The sequence below is a fragment of the Actinoplanes sandaracinus genome, from assembly GCF_030009775.1.
GTDB lineage: Bacteria > Actinomycetota > Actinomycetes > Mycobacteriales > Micromonosporaceae > Actinoplanes > Actinoplanes sandaracinus.
Genome location: NZ_JASCTH010000010.1, coordinates 132,084 through 151,005 on the forward strand (window position 1 = coordinate 132,084; position 18,922 = coordinate 151,005).

At 68.1% G+C, this 18,922-nt stretch carries 13 protein-coding genes; 7 read left to right on the forward strand and 6 right to left on the reverse strand.

Annotated elements, in window-relative coordinates; all coding sequences use genetic code 11:
• Positions 1–323 precede the first annotated feature (323 nt).
• Complete coding sequence (locus QLQ12_RS17040; protein WP_282761021.1) at positions 324–815, reverse strand: CAP domain-containing protein; 492 nt, start codon at positions 813–815, stop codon at positions 324–326.
• Between the two features lie 236 nt (positions 816–1,051).
• Between QLQ12_RS17040 and QLQ12_RS17045 the strand changes: the two genes are divergently transcribed.
• Entirely contained in the window at positions 1,052–2,566 is a 1,515-nt protein-coding gene (locus QLQ12_RS17045; RefSeq protein WP_282761022.1) for a Re/Si-specific NAD(P)(+) transhydrogenase subunit alpha, read from the forward strand.
• A 4-nt stretch (positions 2,567–2,570) separates the two neighbouring features.
• A complete protein-coding gene (gene pntB / locus QLQ12_RS17050; protein WP_282761024.1) occupies positions 2,571–4,010 on the forward strand; it encodes a Re/Si-specific NAD(P)(+) transhydrogenase subunit beta in 1,440 nt (479 codons plus the stop codon).
• A gap of 59 nt (positions 4,011–4,069) precedes the next feature.
• Here pntB and QLQ12_RS17055 read toward each other — a convergent pair whose 3' ends face one another.
• Positions 4,070–4,561, reverse strand: a complete 492-nt coding sequence (locus tag QLQ12_RS17055) for a CAP domain-containing protein (protein WP_282761026.1) — start codon at positions 4,559–4,561, stop codon at positions 4,070–4,072.
• 297 nt (positions 4,562–4,858) lie between these two features.
• Between QLQ12_RS17055 and QLQ12_RS17060 the strand changes: the two genes are divergently transcribed.
• A complete protein-coding gene (locus QLQ12_RS17060; protein ID WP_282761028.1) occupies positions 4,859–6,709 on the forward strand; it encodes an AAA family ATPase in 1,851 nt (616 codons plus the stop codon).
• Positions 6,710–6,862: 153 nt separating this feature from the next.
• On the opposite strand, the gene QLQ12_RS17065 is transcribed toward QLQ12_RS17060, so the two are convergent.
• Entirely contained in the window at positions 6,863–7,972 is a 1,110-nt protein-coding gene (locus tag QLQ12_RS17065) for a hypothetical protein (protein WP_282761029.1), read from the reverse strand.
• An 894-nt stretch (positions 7,973–8,866) separates the two neighbouring features.
• Between QLQ12_RS17065 and QLQ12_RS17070 the strand changes: the two genes are divergently transcribed.
• Positions 8,867–9,310 carry a PRC-barrel domain-containing protein gene (locus tag QLQ12_RS17070; protein ID WP_282761031.1) on the forward strand — a complete coding sequence of 148 codons (444 nt, stop codon included), beginning with the start codon at positions 8,867–8,869 and terminating at the stop codon, positions 9,308–9,310.
• A gap of 274 nt (positions 9,311–9,584) precedes the next feature.
• On the opposite strand, the gene QLQ12_RS17075 is transcribed toward QLQ12_RS17070, so the two are convergent.
• A complete protein-coding gene (locus QLQ12_RS17075; RefSeq protein WP_282761032.1) occupies positions 9,585–10,076 on the reverse strand; it encodes a hypothetical protein in 492 nt (163 codons plus the stop codon).
• A 334-nt stretch (positions 10,077–10,410) separates the two neighbouring features.
• Between QLQ12_RS17075 and QLQ12_RS17080 the strand changes: the two genes are divergently transcribed.
• Positions 10,411–11,385: a S1 family peptidase gene (locus QLQ12_RS17080; RefSeq protein WP_282761034.1), complete on the forward strand. Its 975-nt coding sequence runs from the start codon at positions 10,411–10,413 to the stop codon at positions 11,383–11,385.
• A gap of 377 nt (positions 11,386–11,762) precedes the next feature.
• Positions 11,763–16,265, forward strand: coding sequence for a glycoside hydrolase family 2 TIM barrel-domain containing protein (locus QLQ12_RS17085; RefSeq protein ID WP_282761036.1), 4,503 nt, complete (start codon positions 11,763–11,765; stop codon positions 16,263–16,265).
• Between the two features lie 58 nt (positions 16,266–16,323).
• Here the strand turns inward: QLQ12_RS17085 and QLQ12_RS17090 are convergent, their stop codons facing one another.
• Positions 16,324–17,013 carry an AbfB domain-containing protein gene (locus QLQ12_RS17090; RefSeq protein ID WP_282761038.1) on the reverse strand — a complete coding sequence of 230 codons (690 nt, stop codon included), beginning with the start codon at positions 17,011–17,013 and terminating at the stop codon, positions 16,324–16,326.
• A 116-nt stretch (positions 17,014–17,129) separates the two neighbouring features.
• On the reverse strand, positions 17,130–18,146 hold the full coding sequence (locus tag QLQ12_RS17095) for a cation diffusion facilitator family transporter (RefSeq protein ID WP_282761040.1): 1,017 nt from the start codon (positions 18,144–18,146) through the stop codon (positions 17,130–17,132).
• A gap of 174 nt (positions 18,147–18,320) precedes the next feature.
• Here QLQ12_RS17095 and QLQ12_RS17100 point away from each other — a divergent pair, with 174 nt between their 5' ends.
• Positions 18,321–18,815 (forward strand): lamin tail domain-containing protein, encoded by a 495-nt coding sequence (locus tag QLQ12_RS17100; RefSeq protein WP_282761041.1) that lies wholly within the window; start codon positions 18,321–18,323, stop codon positions 18,813–18,815.
• The last annotated feature ends 107 nt before the right edge of the window (positions 18,816–18,922 follow it).

The window sequence follows — 18,922 nt, forward strand, 5'->3', positions numbered from 1 at the left end:
GCGCATGGGGACGGCCGGCGGTCGGATTCGGGGATGACCGCCGTCGAGATGCAGGAAAGCGCTTTCCTCCTGCTTGAGTTTGGAGGATAGAGCGACGGTGGCGAATGAGGCAAGCGATGGACGATCGTGTTAAGGATCGATGTATTGGATCGATCATGGTCACTCGCGACGGGGCGCCAGCCGAGCGCGGACATGACGATGCCCCAGCCGCAGGGGGATCGGCTGGGGCATCGCGGTCATCGGCTCGGAGCCGGGAAGGGCGTCACCGGCTCACGAGCTGGCGAGGGGGGTCGCCCGCTCGGAGCTGACGAGGGTTCGTCGGCTCAGTAGCCGAAGATCTGGGTGTAGTACGCGGTTCCGTCGACGGCGTAGACCGCGCCGACCCCGACGGTGGTGGACCGGCAGTTGACGATGTTGGCGCGGTGGCCCGGGCTGCCCATCCAGCCGTTGACGAGCTGGGCGGCGTCGCGGTAACCGAAGGCGACGTTCTCACCCGACGCGCTGGCGTAACCGGCGGCCTGTGCCCGGGTGGTGAAGGTTGAGCCGCCGCTGCCGGTGTGCGAGAAGGTGCCGGTCTGCGCCATCCAGCCACTGTGGCCGCGGGCGGCCTGGGTGAGCTGCGCGTTCACGGTGACGGCCGGGCAGCCGTGCTTGGTCCGCTCGATGTTGGTGAGGCGGTTGACCTCGGTCTGCAGGACCTCCTCGGAGACCTTCGCCCGCGCTGCTTCGGCCGGGGACGCGATCATCGAGGCGGCGCCGACGGCCGCGGGAGCGAGGATGGCGGCGACGGCGATGCGGCGGATGAAGGAGCGCAAGAGCAGACCCTTTCGTCGTACGAGGCCCGCGGTGCCGCGGGCTCACTGTTCTCTTCGACCGGCCCCCGGTAGCGGTGATCGCCGATGCGGTGCGTGATGGTGGCGGGCGGGTTGCCGTGAGACGGTGTGGGAAGACCCTGGATATCTGCGTACTGGTGAGTAACAATCACCCGGCGTATTGAACCGGCGGCCCCGCCCCGCCGTTTCCATGGTCAACATCTACCGAGGAGTCGACGGTGATCATCGGTGTACTGAGGGACCCGGATCCGGGTGAGCGACGCGTGGCTGCCACGCCCGCCACCGTGGAGCAGTTGGCCAAACTGGGATATCAGGTAGTGGTGGAGGCCGGCGCCGGTGCCGAGTCCTCGTTCTCCGACGAGGCCTATGCCCAGGCCGGCGCGACGATCGGTGATCCGCTCGCGGCCGACGTCGTGTTCTCGATCAACCCGCCACCGGCGGAACAGCTCGGCAAACTGGCCGAGGGCACCACGCTGATCGGCATGCTCAACCCGCGCCTGGACCCGGAACTGGTCGAGGACCTGGCCCGCCGTCCGATCACCGCGCTGTCGATGGACGCGGTGCCCCGGATCTCCCGGGCCCAGTCACTCGACGTGCTGTCGTCGATGGCCAACATCGCCGGGTACCGCGCGGTCGTCGAGGCCGCGCACGCCTTCGGCCGGTTCTTCACCGGTCAGGTGACCGCCGCCGGCAAGGTCCCGCCCGCGAAGGTGCTGGTCGCGGGCGCCGGTGTGGCCGGTCTCGCGGCCATCGGCGCGGCCGGTAGCCTTGGCGCGATCGTCCGGGCCACCGACCCCCGGCCGGAGGTCGCCGACCAGGTCCGGTCACTCGGCGGTGAGTACCTCTCGGTCGAGGCCGCCGACGTGGAGGTCTCGGCCACGGGCTACGCCAAGGAGATGTCCGACGACTACAACGACCGGGCCGCGCGGCTCTACGCCGACCAGGCCCGCGACGTCGACATCATCATCACCACCGCGCTGATCCCCGGCCGGCCGGCCCCGCGACTGATCACCGCAGACATGGTGGCCAGCATGCGGGCGGGCAGCGTGATCGTCGACATGGCCGCCGCCAACGGGGGCAACGTCGAGGGCACGGTCGCCGGCGAGGTGGTCGTCACCGCGAACGGCGTCACCATCATCGGCTACACCGACCTGCCCGGGCGCCTGCCCGCCCAGGCCTCACAGCTCTACGGCACCAACCTGGTGAACCTGATGAAGCTGCTGACGCCGGGCAAGGACGGCCAACTCGTGCTCGACTTCGACGACGTGGTGCAGCGCGGGATCACCGTGGTCCGCGACGGCGAACTCACCTGGCCGCCGCCCCAGGTCGCGGTGTCCGCGGCGCCCGTGGCCGAGAAACCGGTGACGGCGCCGCCGAAGCCGGAGACGAAGAAGCGGAACCCGCTCGTCGCGATCGGCGCCGGAGCGGCCGCGCTCTTCCTGCTCACGGCCCTGGCGCCGGAAGCGCTGCGCGGGCACCTGACGGTCTTCGCGCTGGCCATCGTGATCGGCTACTACGTGATCGGGCACGTGCACCACGCCCTGCACACCCCGCTGATGTCGGTCACCAACGCGATCTCCGGGATCATCGTGGTCGGCGCCCTGCTCCAGCTCGGGCACAGCGACAACCTGGTGACCGGGCTCAGCTTCGTGGCGATCCTGCTGGCCAGCATCAACGTCTTCGGTGGCTTCGCGGTCACGCGCCGCATGCTCGCCATGTTCTCGAGGAGCTGACCGGATGACCATCGAAACGGCGGCGCAGGCCGCGTACATCGTCGCTGCCCTGCTCTTCATCCTGGCGCTGGCCGGCCTGTCGAGGCACGAGACCGCGAAGTCGGGCAACACGTTCGGCATCGCCGGCATGGCGGTGGCCCTGGTGGCGACCGTGGCGCTGGCGATCGACAACAAGATCAGCGGCATCGGTCTGGCCCTGCTCGTCGTGGCCACCCTGATCGGGGCCGCGATCGGCCTCTACCGGGCCGCGAAGGTCGAGATGACCGGAATGCCGGAGCTGATCGCCCTGCTGCACAGCTTCGTCGGCCTGGCCGCGGTGCTGGTCGGCTGGAACGGGTACCTGCACGTCGAGGCGCATCCCGGCGGCGCCGAGGCGGCTCTGCTGGACGGCCAGCGCATGCTCGGCATCCACAGCGCCGAGGTGTTCATCGGCGTCTTCATCGGCGCGGTGACGTTCACCGGCTCGATCGTCGCGTACCTCAAACTCTCCGCGAAGATCAAGTCGAGCCCGCTGATGCTGCCCGGCAAGAACCTGCTCAACCTGGGCGCGCTCGCGGTCTTCGCGGTGCTCACCGCCTGGTTCGTGATCGACCCGCACCTGTGGCTGCTCATCGCCGTCACGGTGGTGGCCCTGGCCCTGGGCTGGCATCTGGTCGCCTCGATCGGCGGCGGCGACATGCCGGTGGTGGTGTCGATGCTCAACAGCTACTCCGGCTGGGCCGCCGCGGCCGCCGGATTCCTGCTGGAGAACGACCTGCTCATCGTCACCGGGGCGCTGGTCGGCTCCTCGGGCGCCTACCTGTCGTACGTCATGTGCAAGGCGATGAACCGGTCCTTCATCTCGGTGATCGCCGGCGGGTTCGGCATCGAGGCCGGGCCGGCCGAGGACAAGGAGTACGGCGACCACCGGGAGATCAACGCCGAAGGCGTCGCCGACCTGCTCGCCAACGCCGACTCGGTGGTCATCACGCCGGGGTACGGGATGGCGGTCGCCCAGGCGCAGTACGGCGTCGCCGAACTCACCCGGGTGCTGCGCGACCGTGGCGTGAACGTCCGGTTCGGCATCCACCCGGTCGCAGGCCGGCTGCCCGGGCACATGAACGTGCTGCTCGCCGAGGCGCGGGTGCCGTACGACATCGTCCTGGAGATGGACGAGGTCAACGACGATCTGTCCGGCACCTCGGTGGTGCTGGTGATCGGCGCGAACGACACGGTCAACCCGGCCGCCACCGAGGACCCGGGAAGCCCCATCGCCGGCATGCCGGTGCTGAAGGTGTGGGAGGCCGACCACGTGGTCGTCTTCAAGCGGTCGATGGCCTCGGGTTACGCCGGGGTGCAGAACCCGCTGTTCTTCAAGGAGAACACCGCCATGCTCTTCGGTGACGCCAAGGACCGCGTCGAGGACATCCTGCGCGCCTTCGCGGACGTGCGCACGCCCGCCTGACAGCGAGAACACGCGACGCCCCAGCCGGGCCGGCTGGGGCGTCGCGCTGTGCACAGGGCTCAGAAACCGAAGTTCTGGGTGTAGTACGGGGTGCCGTTCGCGGAGAAGACCGCGCCCACGCCGACCGTCTTGGACTTGCAGTTGAGGATGTTGGCGCGGTGCCCCGGGCTCTTCATCCAGCCGTCGACCACCGCCGACGCGGTCTGGTAACCGAAGGCGATGTTCTCGCTGGACGGCTTCGCGTAGCCGGCGGCCTTCACCCGCGCCACGAACCGCGAACCACCGCGGCCGGTGTGCGAGAAGCTGCCGGTCTGCGCCATGTGCCCGCTGTGGCCGCGAGCCGCCTTGGTGAGTGCCGCGTTCACCGTCACGGCCGGGCAGCCGTTGCTGGTCCGCTCGATGTTGGTGAGCCGGTTGATCTCGGTCTGCAGGGCCTGCTCGGACGCCTTCGCCGGTGCGGCTTCGGCCGGGGTCGCGATCATCGTCATGGCGCCGGCGGCGGCGGGGGCGAGGAGGGCGGTCACGGCGAGGCGGCGAAGGAAGGAGCGCAAGAGCAAACCCTTTCGAAGTACGGGGCCCGCGGTGCCGCGGGCTCACCATGCACTTCGGCCCGCCCCCGGCGCCGGTGATGGCCAATACGGTGCGTGAGAGTTTCCGTCCGGTTGCCACCGGCGCTGTCGCTGCGTTGATCGGCGGGCGACGGACCATCCCACTCGCGGCAGTCGGCCGACTCGCCGAAAAAGGGACTTGACTCTTCTGCTATGAGGGGATGGGATCGTGTGGATGCGCCTCCAACTTGACGTTCCAGGATGCTATCTACAGGACCTGCCCTGACAGAGGAGAGCGCTGTGGCGTCGACAGGACATGGAGCTGGCAAAGCCTTCTACGGAATCCAGATCAGGGAATTCAGAAACCTGGACGAGGTGACCGCGAGGCTCAGCCCGATCAACGTCTTCGTCGGCCGAAATAACGCGGGAAAGACGAACCTGATCTCGGCTGTTGCGATCCTGGATCCAACGTTGTTCCTTCGAGTCGTCAGGCGCGCACTTCTCAGTCACCGCGGCGATGCATCCTTGTCTAGCCCCATAAAATCCTTCGTCCGGGGCTCGGCCGCCAAAAGCGTCTACGGAACTGTAGTCGGCGTGCGGACCACGCAGGGAAAGGCAATCATCCTTGACCTGGAGCCGTGCTCCGACGGCTTATCGGCCACGTGGTCAGAAAATGATGCTGCCATAGCGAGATTTCAAGTATCAGGTCACTTGAATTCGTATGTAGTGCAGTATGGGGATGCCATCACCAAGTTTGATCGCCGACGACATCGGCGGAAGAGCGTCGCGCTGGCAGAATCGGAGCTGGCAGTTCTGAGAGAGCGGTTGTTCGGCCACGTTCGGGTCTCGCTGCATGGCGAATGGGACCTGTCGGACCCATCGATCAACGATCTTGAGCGCGACATGTTGGCGAACCGAGAGATCGTGGGCGTGGACCAGTTTATCGACCAAATGGTCAGCTATTTCGACTTGCCAACGATGAAATTTGCCCCGGTCTACGGACTACCTATGCAGATCTTGCCGTCGGCTGCCGAGTATCGTCGCCATCAATTGCGGGTTTCGCGCCTTAAAGCCATCAAGAGGGCGATTGAGGGTACCCTTGATGAAACGAAGACCGTCGGAAGGGAGCTGTTAGGTTACATAGATGAATTGATTCCCCCGGAAAAGCCGATGAAGGAACATCGCGAGTTGCTCGGCGGTGCCCTCCAGCTTGAGCGGCAATGGCTGCCGGCGAAGACTCTCGGCGCAGGGTATCGCTCGCTGCTATCGATATGCCACAAGATTCTCGTCAGCGATGTCTGCCTTATTGACGAACCAGAAGCCTATCTCCATCCATCGCTACAGGAGCGGCTGGCCACGTTCATGGTCGAGCAGAGCTCGCGGTGCCAGATGATCATAACTACGCATTCGCATGTGATGATCAATGCACTCTTCGAGCGTGGGGCGGCAGTGTTCGAAATAGCAGACAGGCCGTCGGAAGTAAATGGAAACATTAGGCCGATCGAGCAAAGAGGCCTTGGTCCGCTGCTCGATGAACTGGGCCTGCGCGCGAGTCACCTCCTGCAGACCAACGCTGTAATTTGGACTGAGGGGCAAAGTGACAGGCTGTACCTTCGCAGGTGGATCGACCTGTGGTCCAATGGCCGGCTTGTGTATGGAAGGGACTTCGTAGTCGTTTCCTATGGCGGGAGTCAGCTTTCGCACCTTGCTACGAACGTCCGTTCGGCGCATTCGGCGGCGGAGTCGTTGAGACGTATCGCTCGGCATTCGATATATGTGATGGATAGCGACAAGGATCGTCGTGGCAGCCCGATCGACGAAAGGAAGCTGCACTTACTGAAAAGAGCTGAACATGACGGCGACATTGGCTGGATAACGACTGGCCGCGAGTTGGAGAACTACATCCCGCTGAGGATTCTGAAGGCGTGGGGTTACGCTGGCACGGAGCGCGATCTGCTCTATGCTGATGTACCGCGCTTGATCGCCGATCTCAACTCAGACTTTCGGCGAAAGAACAACAAGATGGCTATTGCCCGCCAGGTGGTGCCACAAATCGATCTGGAAGATATCGTCTACACATTTGATCTTGGTACACACGTGGATCGGTTATGCGCCAAACTCTGGGAATGGTCTGGCAGGGGCGCGCGCTAGGCCCTGAGCAGGGGACCGCGGAGCTGACGAGGCAGAAGAGCGCACGGATGGTTTGCGGTAGGGCGTCGTCGGGCCACAGCCCAGGCAGTCACCCGCAAGGGTGGACGCCGCCAGAATCAGCGCCGCGAGTTGGCCCGCTCCGGAAATCCGGTGTCAAATGCCAAGCGCGCCCTTTATCGCTGCTGCCGCTACCGCTATTCCGGTGGCCTCCGCCGCCTTCAATACCCAGCGACCGCAGCGCGCCAAGTTGCGCCGTACGCCTTCTGCGTCCCCATTGCGTGCGGCTGCCTCAGCGTCGAGAAGTGCCGCCTCGGCTTCTGCGGAGTCGGATTGCCTGTCAGGGGATGTCGCGATCGTCGAACGAAGCCGAGAAAGTTCCGCAACCAAATCGAATTGATCCACGGTCTGGCCGCCGATGGCAATCGGATTGTGGGCGGCCTGTTGAACGAAGTTGCTTGCCTGTGCATTATCTCCGGCGGCGCCGATATTTGAGCCGTGCATGTCGTAGTTGGACACCCTGGCACCCTTCTCATAGATGTGCAAGACGTTTCCGCGGTCTCTTGAGTCCCGCAATATCATCTCAACCCGAGCTCTGTCAGACTCTTCGGCGAGGAATTCTCCAAGTTCCTTCAGCAGCGCCGGCCTGGCCGCGCCGAGAAGACGCTCCTCTAGCACCGTGAGTGACCGGTCACTTAAGAACTCATGAGCGTAAAATGCCCCGGACAGTAAGTTGTCGGCTGATCCGACGCCAGGAACCCGTATGCGTCGGAGTTTCTTCAACATCTCTAAGATGGATAGTTGAAGGCGGTCGAATGCGGGGCCAGGGGATGTGGCGAATGGAGAGTTCCTGGCAGTGTAGCCCCACGTAGTCCAAATCAAGCGCCTCAGAAATTCGCCGATCGAAGCGAGTCGAAGGATGTGAATGCGCAGCTCACGCGCGATGGATCGCGCCTGGCTCGACTCCTCCATCGCGACGATCCAGTAGTGCCGCGGCGCCCACATCCCCCTCTTCCCCGTGCGGAAGGAAAGAACCTCCACCGGCCCGACGACGTAGCGGTCCATCGGAATTGGAAGATCAAACATCGGAATGATGCCGGTGACTTCGACGGCAACGACGGCCGAGCCTGCGTGGACCATGTCCGAGCCGACATCCCGAGAATGGCTCGTTGCCGCTGCGAAATGCCTCGCAATGTGGCCCGACGAATTCGCCAATGGCGTCACGGGTCGATAGTTTGCATCTTTCGCGATTTCGCCGACCGTCACGGGAAGGGCTGGTATCTCCATGATAGGTCGCAGGAGGCGGCTGAGGGGGACGCCCGTTGCTGGACGGCGACCACCCCTGTTTCGCCTGTTACCGCTGACGGGTGGGTTCAATGGAACCACTACGTCGAAGTCGAATATGCAGTTTGTGCGAGGAAAGGCTGACCAAAGTCGCCGCTTTACTGCCGGGATGCGGAACGGCGCGATCTGCGCATTCAGTTCAGATAGCGCGTTGGGGGCGAGTCTCATTGTCCTCGAGTAGTCCACGAAGCATCGCTCGGCCGGCCATTCCGCAGCCGACCGCCCGGGCCGGCGCCTGACAGGACCTGTGCTCCGAACGAACTCTCCCTCTGTCCATGCATGCGGGAGGCGAATCGATTCCGCAACGGACTCGTCCTTCGCGAAGGCTCTCATGTCCAGAATCGGAAGCCGAACGGTAACGAGCACGAGCAGATTGTAGCGCAGACCTTCCCCATCGCTCGAAGACCAGAGGAAGGTGGTTGGCCCTGTTGAACTACGCCGATGCAAGATCGGGGTGCCAACTCGATCACCATAGTTTAGGTGCGGTCAAAGCCAGCCAACCTGGTGAGGCCGAGCCGGTGCATCCTCAGTGCAGCTGGCATAAGCACTCGCCCACGCCCGTTTAAGGGTCGCTGCTACACCATACCCGTCCGGCAATGTTCGGTGCCATCCTTGTCGGATTGTGGCTCGCCGGATGCCCAGGTCGCATGACACTCTTCCCGGCTACGTGCCACCTGCGCCTGGTCGGTGCCACCTGTGCCGCGTGCGACCACCGGCCGCACGGGTGGCGTACCACCAGGAATGTGCTTTGATCGCCCGGCGGGACATGAATGCCGCTCGGTCCGGGTATGCGATGCGGTGAGGAGGTGGCTGAAAATGGGAGAGTCTTTCGGCAATCTGACGCCGCTGAGTGAGACCAACCGGCTGGTGGCCGACCCCGCCCAGGACATTCGGGGCCGCTCCGTGGTCGACAGCGCGGGGGAGAAGATCGGGACCGTCGCGGACCTGCTGGTGGACACCGACACGAACCATGTGCGGATCCTGCGGGTCGAGCACGGCGGGATCCTCGGGTTCGGGGCGTCGTCGTCGTACATTCCGGTCGAGGCGGTCATGCGCGTCACCGACGACGAGGTGCACGTGTCGTCATCGAAGGACCATGTGGCCGGGGGACCGCCGTACGATCCCGATCTGGCCGACCAGCGCGACTACTACGAGCAGCTCCACGGGCACTACGGGCAGCAGCCCGAATACGCGCCGGGGTCGCTCTTCCCCGGAGCCTCCGGGCTGACCGGCGGCATCGGCCTGCCGCCGGTCCGGTGAGCCCCGGCTCACCGCCGGCGTCGCGGATCGCGGCGAGCGGCTCCCGCAGGGGCTTGCCGCGGGCGGTGAGGCGCGCTCGACGTGTCGCGGCGGGTTCTCCGGGAGGACCCGCCGCCGCACGACGCCGTGTCGGGAATCCCGGCCCGCGTCAGTGATGGCGCCCGCGGTGCCTGCGGGGGTACCAGCGGCCCTCCACCAGCGCCAGCACCAGGACGGTGAGAACGCCGATCGAGCTGACCGTCCAGACGACGACGTCCATGAGCCACCTCCGGTTTCAGTGCGCGACGACGGGTGAGCCGACCAGGTCGATCCGCTTGTCGCCCTCGCCGTCGCGATCGAGGTTGTAGATGATGTACCCGTCGGTGCTCCAGCCACCCCTGCGCGACGACTCCCGGTAGGCGGTGTCGCACATGAACTGATCGCTCTTGCTGCTGTTCACCCGCATGGTCAGATCGCACGACCCGGCCGTCACGGTGCCGTCGAACTGCTGCAACTGGTAGTGGATCATCAGCAGGTCGAACTTGCGGTGGTTGTCCTCGACGTCGTCGCCGCCGTTCTCCCAGGACGTCTGGGCGTAGGCGCCGCGCGTCGGAGAACCGTGGTAGATGCAGAGCCGCACCCGCAGATCGGTGTTGAAGCCCGACGTGTCGAACTCGTGCTCCTGCGCCGCGCTGCACGTGCTGTCGGCCTGCGCCGGCGACCCCACCGCGGCGGCGGCGCCCATGCCCAACACCGCCGCCGTCAGCAGGCATGCTGTCTTCCTCATGACCCGAACCCCCGTGTGGTGATGATGTCCCCACCCCCAGGCGTTCCCTCTGCTGAGCGGGGAAAACCCGCAGATATGCTTCCTGATCAGGGAAAAACGGACTCTTAGCTGCTCATCGGGCTAAACCGGTGGGAGACCGGCGGCTCGTGGCTTCTCCCCGTCGAGTCGCGGCCGATCCCGCTCCATGCTGAACGGACGGCACTCGGTTCGCGTACCCCAGGGTGTGGTGCAACCTTCCCGTCGCCGAAGTCGTCAATACAGGGGAAACGGGGAGGGGTGTTCGTTCATGTCCGGGGTTGCCGGCGTCGCCTACGATTCACACCCGTTGAAGACGATGGGAAAGTCATTCGTGTTGCTGGCCGCACTGATCGCCGGGGTGCTGGCCGGTGCGCCCGCGCATGCCATCGCCAACGGTGAGGCCGTCCCGGACGGGCGGTACCCGTTCGCGGTGAAGATCGCGTCGCTGGGCATCCCGACCGCCGACGGCGGCACGCGGGACAGCTCGTGCACGGGTGGCCTGGTCTCGCCGAGCTGGGTGATCACCGCCGCGCACTGCTTCCGGGACGTGAACGACAACCGGGTGGCCCGCACGGTGGCCGAGCAGACCGTCGCGACGGTGGGGCGGACCGACCTCACCGGCGAGGGCGGCTTCGCCGCGGACGTGGTGGAGGTGCGCCAGCACGGGGAGGCCGACGTCGCCCTGGTCCGGCTGGACAAGCCGGTCACCGGCATCGCCCCGCTGCGGCTGGGCGGCAAGGCTCCGGCCGAGGGCCAGAAGGCGCGACTCGTCGGGTACGGGTTCATCCGCCCCGACGACGAGCGGACACCGGACCGGCTGCGCACCGGGCGGTTCGAGGTCACCTCGGTCGCGGCGACCGAGATGGGACTGTCCGGCATTGCGCCGCGCCGGAACACCAGCCCGTGCGAGCGGGACTCGGGCGGGCCGTACTTCACCGAGGGCGCCGACGGCACGGCCACGCTGATCGGGGTGGTCAGCCGAGGGCCGGCCTGCCCGCACACCGGGCCGGACATCGCCACCCGGGCGGACGTGGTGGCCAAGTGGGTCCGGTCGGTCATCGGCGACGACGTGGCGCCTCCGCCCTCGTCGGCGGCGCCGGGGAGCGCGGGGTCACGTACCTCCGACGCCCTCGACTCGGCGGCGGAGGCCGCCGGGCCCCGCACGTCGGCCGCCGGCCTCATCGCGCCGATCGCTCTCGCGGGGATCCCCGCGGTGGCCGTCGGTTTCGTCGCGCTGCTGGTCACCGGCAGCCGTCGCCGGCGTCGCGCCGGTCACCGCCGGAGAAGGTGAGCCGGACCGGCCGACGGGTGCTCCGTCGAGCCTGGTGAAGAAGCGGCGGGCCCCTTTTCGGGCCCCTTCGCCGTGGGTTTCCTCCGATGCTGATGCGCCGCCGGTGCCGTCATCGACGCTGTTCCATGTCGGCGATGTTTCTTGTAATGTCGCAATGGCTTCGAACATGTTCAGTTTTGGTCGAGCATGTTCTGGGCGTGCCCGCAGATCTGCTTCCCGAGCGGAGTCGCCATGTTCGGACGTGTTGCCCACCGTCTTTCGGCCAGTACCGGTCCCCGCTGTCGGCAGCCCACTTTCGCGAGGTGGGGGACCAGCCGCTTCCGGTGCGCCGCCACCACCGCCGGTGAGGTCGAGAACTTCGTGAAGGAGGGCCCGGCATGAGAATCCGATTCGGCGCCGCCGCCTGCACCGCCCTCGTGGCACTGCTCGGCTTGGCCGTTCCGGCGCCCGCGGCCGCGACGAGCAAGGGGGCGGCGGCGACCGCGCGAGTGCCCGGCGGCCCGCAGTCCGTCGAGGACGTGTACCGGTACCTGGAGAACCCGCAGATGACCGGCGAGGGCCAGGAGCCGCCGCACGCCGACCTGCGGCCCACCGGTTCGAGCCTCAGCCTGAACGGCGGCTGGCGGATGAAACTGTTCGATCGGCCCGACGACGTTCCGGCCGGATTCTCCGCGGCGGGCTTCGACGGGTCGGCCTGGCCCAAGGTGACCGTGCCGCACACCTGGCAGTCCGACTTCATCGACCACCCGATGTTCCGCAACATCCCGGAGGAGGTCTGGCCGGACAACCCGCCGTTCGTGCCGCGTGACGTCAACCCGACCGGCGCCTACCTGAAGACGTTCGACGTGCCGAAGAACTGGGCCGGTGGCCGGGAGTTCCTCCGCTTCGAAGGCGTGACCAGCGGGTACTTCGTCTGGGTCAACGGCGCGTACGCCGGGTACGACCAGGGTGGCTACACCCCGGCCGAGTTCGACGTGACCGATCTGCTGCGGCCGGGCCGCAACACGGTCGCCGTGCAGGTGCACCGCTGGGGCTCCGGTTCCTATCTGGAGGACTTCGACCAGTGGCGGTACAGCGGCATCTTCCGTGACGTGTCGATCTACCGGACCGGACAGGTGCGGCTGCGGGACGCGTACATCACCACCGATCTCGACGCCGGCTACCGGGACGCGGCCCTCACCGCCCGGGTCGATGTGGCGGGCACCGCCGACGGCCACACCGTGCGCGGCACGCTGCGTGACGCCAAGGGCAAGACCGTGGTCACGGTGAGCGGCCCGGTCTCCGCCGGCCAGGTCACCCTGACGACGACGGTGCCCGCTCCGGCGAAGTGGACGGCCGAGGAACCCAACCTCTACACGCTCGGACTGGAACTGATCGCCCCGGACGGACGCGCCGCACACGTCACCTCGCAGCCGGTCGGTTTCCGTGACATCGAGATCCGCGACAAGCAGCTTCTGGTCAACGGCCAACGCATCCTGGTGAAGGGCGTGAACCGGGCCGAGACCGACCCGGACACCGGCCGCCACGTCACCCGCGAGGCGCAGCGCCAGGACGTCCTCCTGATGAAGAAGCTGCACATCAACGCGGTACGCACCTCCCACTACCCGTCGGACCCGTACTTCTACGACCTCGCCGACAAGTACGGTCTGTGGCTGGCCGACGAGGTCGACATCGAGACGCACTCACGGGAGAACTGCCCGAGCAACTGTCTCGCGTCGAAACCGGAGTGGCAGGCCGCGTTCGCCGACCGGTTCGCCGCGATGGTGGCCCGCGACAAGAACCGCCCCAGCGTGCTGATGTGGGACACCGGCAACGAGGCCGGCCTCGGCGCCGCCCACCACGCGATGGCGCAGTGGGCCGACACGAACGAGCCGACCCGCCCGCTCTACCACCAGTCGAACTCGCCCGACGGGGACGCGCCGTTCGCCGACATCAGCGGGCCCCGCTATCCCACGCCCGCCTCGCTGGAGAACAAGGCCCGGACCGGCACCAAGCCGATCATCATGGGTGAGTACGCCCACGCGATGGGCAACAGCATGGGCAACTTCGACGAGTTCTGGGCGATCGCCCGGCGTCAGCCGTCGATGCAGGGCGGCTTCGTCTGGGATTGGGCCGAACAGGACCTGCGCCAGCCGCTGGTCCTCACCCCCGACTCGTCGCGCAACCGGATCCAGGCGTTCCTGGTCGGCAAACCGGCGCTGGTCGCCGGGCACCGCGGCCAGGCGATCAGCCTGTCCAGCCTCGACGACTTCGTCGACGTCTTCCGGGACCGGCGCCTCGACGTGACGACGGCCGTCACCCTCGACGCGTGGGTGAAGCCGGGCCAGTGGGCCGGCAGCTTCCCGATCGTCACCAAGGGCCGGGCCTACGCCATGCAGATGCGCGACCAGGACACTCTCGAACTGGTGGTGAACTCGGGTTCCGTCGCCGCGGACGTACCGGCGAATTGGTATGACAACTGGCATCGGGTGACCGGCACCTATGACGGCGCCGAGATGCGGCTCTACATCGACGGCGTCCAGGTCGCCGCCGTCGCCCGGACCGGCGCCATCGACCCCGGCCTCTACGAGGTCAACATCGGCCGCAACGCGGAGACCCAGCAGGACGATCTCCGGGTACGGACCGGGCGCGGCCTGGTCGACGACGTGCGGATCTACGGTTCGGCGCTCACCGCGGGGCAACTCGCTGCCGACCCGTCGGTGGACGCGGTGCTCGCGCTGGACTTCGACCGGTCCGAACGTCGCGGCGACTTCCTCAGCCTCGGGCTCAGCCTCTCCGGCACCGACGGCATGGTCAGCTCCGACCGGGTGCTCCAGCCGGAGACGGAGGAGGTGGCTTGGGCGCACTCGCCGGTGCGGTTCACCGCCGTCGACGCGGCCGCCGGCCGGGTGCGGGTCACCAACGAGCAGACCGCCGGAACCCTGCGGCTGCGCCTCGACTGGTCGCTGACCGAGGTGGACCGGCGGCTGCGCGGGGGCGACCGGAAGCTCACCCTCGCACCGGGGGAGACGGTGGACCTCGCGCTGGGCGCGGCGCCGGCCAATCCGCACGACCGGGAGCGATGGCTGAACCTGTCCGTCTCGACCACCGAGGACCTGCCCTGGGCGAAACGCGGCTGGGTCTTCGCCCGCGATCAGTTCTCCGCCGGTGGACGGGTGGTGCCGGGGATCCTGCCCGCGCCGGCCGCCGTGGGCGCGCCGGTCGTGACCAGGAACGGCTCGACCGTCACGGTCCGTGGCAAGGGCTGGAAGTATCGGTTCGAGAACGGCGCTCTCACCTCGCTGGCCGCCGACGGCCGGGAACTGCTCAAGGCCGGACCGGAACTGGACGTCTACCGGCCACCGACCAGCAACGAGATCTACGGATGGGGCACCGCCGACCGGGAGATCTGGCACGAGGTCGGCCTGGACCGGCTCCAGACGACGGTCGAGGACGTGTCGTCCACGGTCACCGGCGCGGCGGTGGAGATCACGGTCCGTAGCACGGCGGCCGCTCCCGGGCTCGCCGACGCCTTCGCGATCGGCCAGACCCTGCGGTACCGCATCGACGGGCAGGGCACCCTCACCCTCGGACACTCGGTGCGGGCCCGCGGCAGCCGCGCGGGTTCCCTGCCCTACCTGCCGCGGGTCGGCGTGAAGATGCGGGTGCCGGCGTCGATGGACGACTTCACCTGGTACGGGACCGGACCGCACGAGACGTACAACGACCGTTCCAGCGGCGCGACCGTCGGGGTGTGGCGCAGCGACGTCGACGACCAGTACGTGCCCTACGCCCGGCCGCAGGCGGGCGGCAACCACACCGGCACCCGCTGGGCTGCCCTCAGCGACGGCAAGCGCGGCGGAATCCTGGTCGGCAGCCCGGTCGGCGAGGATCTCGACGTCAGCGTCAGCCAGTACGACGACCTGGACCGGGCCGAGTACGCCCACCAGCTCCCCCTGGTCCGTAACAACGGCTGGGTGACCCTGCACGCCGCGACCGGCGAGACCGGCATGGGGGAGACACCCAACTCGGTGCTCGCGCCCTACCGGCTGTCACCCACCCGGGCCTACGACTACGAGCTGGTGCTGCGGCCGCTCGACCGGCTGCCGGACGCCTCGGCGGCGGCGCCGTGCCCGCCGGACGTCACCCTCGACACGGACGGCTCGATCACGGCCGGTGTCGCGGAACGGGTGTCGGTGCGGGTGGACGCCCGCTGCGCGGCCGGTCTGCGGGACGTGACCGCGACCCTGGAGGTGCCGTCCGGCTGGCAGGTCACGCCGGCGTCCGCCGCCCTCGGATCGGTCGCCGCCGGAACTCCGGCCGTGGCCGAGTTCACGGTGACCGCGCCGGCCGGCACCGACTGGGGGCAGCATCAGCTCACGGCGGCGGTCACCTCGGCGACGCCGGACGGGTTCCGCAGCACGGTGGGGGCCGCGGCCACCGTCCGTACCCCGCTGCCGGACGGCTCGTCGTGGGTGAGCGACCTGCCGTTCGTGCAGGCCACCAACGGCTGGGGCCCGGTCGAACGTGACCGCAGCAACGCCGAGCAGGCCGCCGGTGACGGACGGCCGCTCACTCTCGGCGGCGTCGCCTACGACAAGGGCATCGGCGTGCACGCCGTCTCGGCGGTGACCGTCGACCTGACCGGGCGGGGCTGCACGACGTTCCGCGCCGACACCGGAGTCGACGACGAGATGGGCAACTCCGGGTCGGTCGTGTTCGAGGTGTGGGTGGACGGCGTGCTCAAGGCGTCGTCGGGCCGGCTCACCGGCTCGGCGGACGCCCGGCCGATCGAGGCGGACGTGACCGGCGGCTCTCGTCTCGAACTGCGGGTCACCGACGCCGGCGACGGCGTCGGCGCCGACCATGGAGACTGGGCCGCCGCCCGCCTCCTCTGCTGAACCACCGGGTGGGTGGAGTCGGGGCGCATGGCGCGCCCGGATTTCACCCGCCCGGATTTCACCCGCCCGGCTGAACCATGAACGAGAACCCGTCGGCGGCGCCGGCCGGTTTGTCGATGTGCAGTGAGTCGTCGTCGCGGCGGTGCAGCGCGTAGTCGGGGTAGTTCTTCGAGCGCAGCCGCACCGTGCCGGCGCCGGCTCCCGCCTCCTGGCAGAAGGTGGCGTCGGCGCGGAACAGATCCGAGTCGTCCGACTCGTCGGCGCGCAGCCGGTAGTCGAAATGGCGCAGGTAGCGGTCTTCGTCGACGCGGAACGAGAAACACGTGTCGTCGGCCAGCCCGGTGACGACGGTCAGTGTCACCGGGTCGGCCGGGGACATCTTGGCGAAGTCGCCGTTCACCGTCAGATAGGTGTCCAGGTCGCCGAGCGGGGACAGCAGCCACGTTCCGGTGGCCAGTGACGCCGGCGCCGGGCTCGGCGAGCCTGTCCCGGCGCCGCCGCCGGCCGGAGCCCGCGAACCGGCGGCCGATGACACCGGCGCGGCGACCGCGGCCGACGGCTCGTCCCCGTCGCCCCCGGTGCTGCTCCACGCCGCGTACCCGAGCGCGAGCACGGCGACGATCCCGATCCCGACGGTGATGGGCACCGCCCGCGGCAGCCGGGCCGGCACATCCTCCCCGGCGCCGGCGCCACCACGCCCGTAGACGGTGCCGCCCGGGCGGGGCGGATCAGGGACCTGGTGGGTCATCGGTGCGCTCCCTTCCATCCGGACGCCGCACGAGAGGCGACCGGCTTTCCGGCCCGGAAGATTACCCGGGTGCCGTCAGCGCGGGGAGCGGACCTCCACTCACGCGGGCCGGTGGGTCAGCTCGCGCCGGCGAGACGGATCCGGCGGTGGTGGGAGAGGTCGCCGTGATGACTGTCGCCGGGGTGGCTGTCCGGGTCGACGTGCACGGTCGCCGACGTCAGCCGCGGCACGTGATGGGTGAGCCGGTGCTCGGCGTCGGCGGCGATCTCGTGCGCGGCCAGCAGGCTGAGCCGCGCGTCGACGACGATGCCGGCCTCGGCGTGCAGATGGTGGCCGATCCAGCGCAGCCGCAGCCCGGACACGTCCCGGATCCCCTCGACCTGCTGCAACTGCTGCTCGGCACGGTCGACCAGGCCCGGATCGACCCGGTCCATCAGGCGGTGGTAGACCTGCCGGCCGGCGTCCTTGAGCACGAACACGATCGCCACGGTGATCGCGATCCCGGCGACCGGGTCGGCCCAGCCCCAGCCCAGCCAGGCGCCGCCCGCGGCGAGGACCACGGCGAGCGAGGTGAAGCCGTCGGTGCGCGCGTGCAACCCGTCGGCGACCAGCGCGGCCGAGCCGATCCGCCGGCCGACCGCGATCCGGTACCGCGCCACGAGCTCGTTGCCGGCGAAACCGGCCAGGCCCGCGGCGAACACCCACGGCAGATGCGTGATCTCGCGCGGTTCCAGCAGGCGGCCGACGGCGAACCAGGCGGCGGCGACCGCGGACGCCGCGATCACCGCCACGATGAGCACTCCGGCGAGATCCTCGGCGCGCCCGAAACCATAGGTGTACGCCCTGGTCGCGGCCCGCCGCCCGAGCCAGAAGGCGATGCCGAGGGGTACGGCGGTGAGCGCGTCGGCCACGTTGTGGACGGTGTCGCCGAGCAGCGCCACCGAACCGGACATCGCCACGATCACCGCCTGGACCGCGGCCGTGAGCCCCAGCCCGGCCAGCGAGATCCACAGGGCGCGCATCCCGTCGCGTGACGACTCCAGGGCGCTGTCGACCTTGTCGGCGGTGTCGTGCGAGTGCGGGGTCAGCAGGTGCCGCACCCCATGACGGTGGTGGTGCTGATGGTCGGCCACCCTGTCACCATAGGCGCGACCCTAGCGGTGCGACAACGTTGCAAACGCCAAGGACCAGCAAGAACGTAGTTGTGGCGACGCTTTTCATGGCTGACCGGTCGTCCGAACGGCCGACCGCTGACGCCTGACATGACCGGGAATCGGGAGGTACGACTGCGTTCGGGCGGAAGAATTATGATTCGTTATCATCTGCTCGACAAGGAGATCGCGTCCATGCGCCGCACATCGCCGGGGATCGTCACCGCGCTCGCCACCACAGGCGTCACCCTGATGGTCGCCGTCCCCGCCGGGGCCGCCGAACCCACACCCCGATTCCTCGACACCCAGTACGACTCGCCCGGCAGCGACACCCGCACCAACGACAGCCTCAACGCCGAATGGATCTCCCTGGTCAACGACGGCGCCTCGGCGGTGAATCTGAGCGGCTGGAAGATCGTCGACGCCTCGCGGGCCTACACGTTCGGCAACGTCACGATCGCGGGCCGGGGTGGCAAGGTCCGGCTGCACACCGGTAAGGGGACGAATTCGTCGACCGACCTGTACTGGGGTTCCGGCAACTACGTCTGGAACAACACCGGTGACACGGCGACCCTGCTCACCAGGACGGGCAGGATCCATGACACCTGCACCTGGACGCAGCGATCCGGGCGTGCCACGGTCGCCTGCTGAGCTCGTACCCCCGCCGATGTCGTGAAAAAGCGGACCGGGGGGGGGGGGGGGGGCCCCCCCCCGGGGCGGCGGCGCGGGGGGCCGGGGGGGAGTAAGACAAGGAGTGT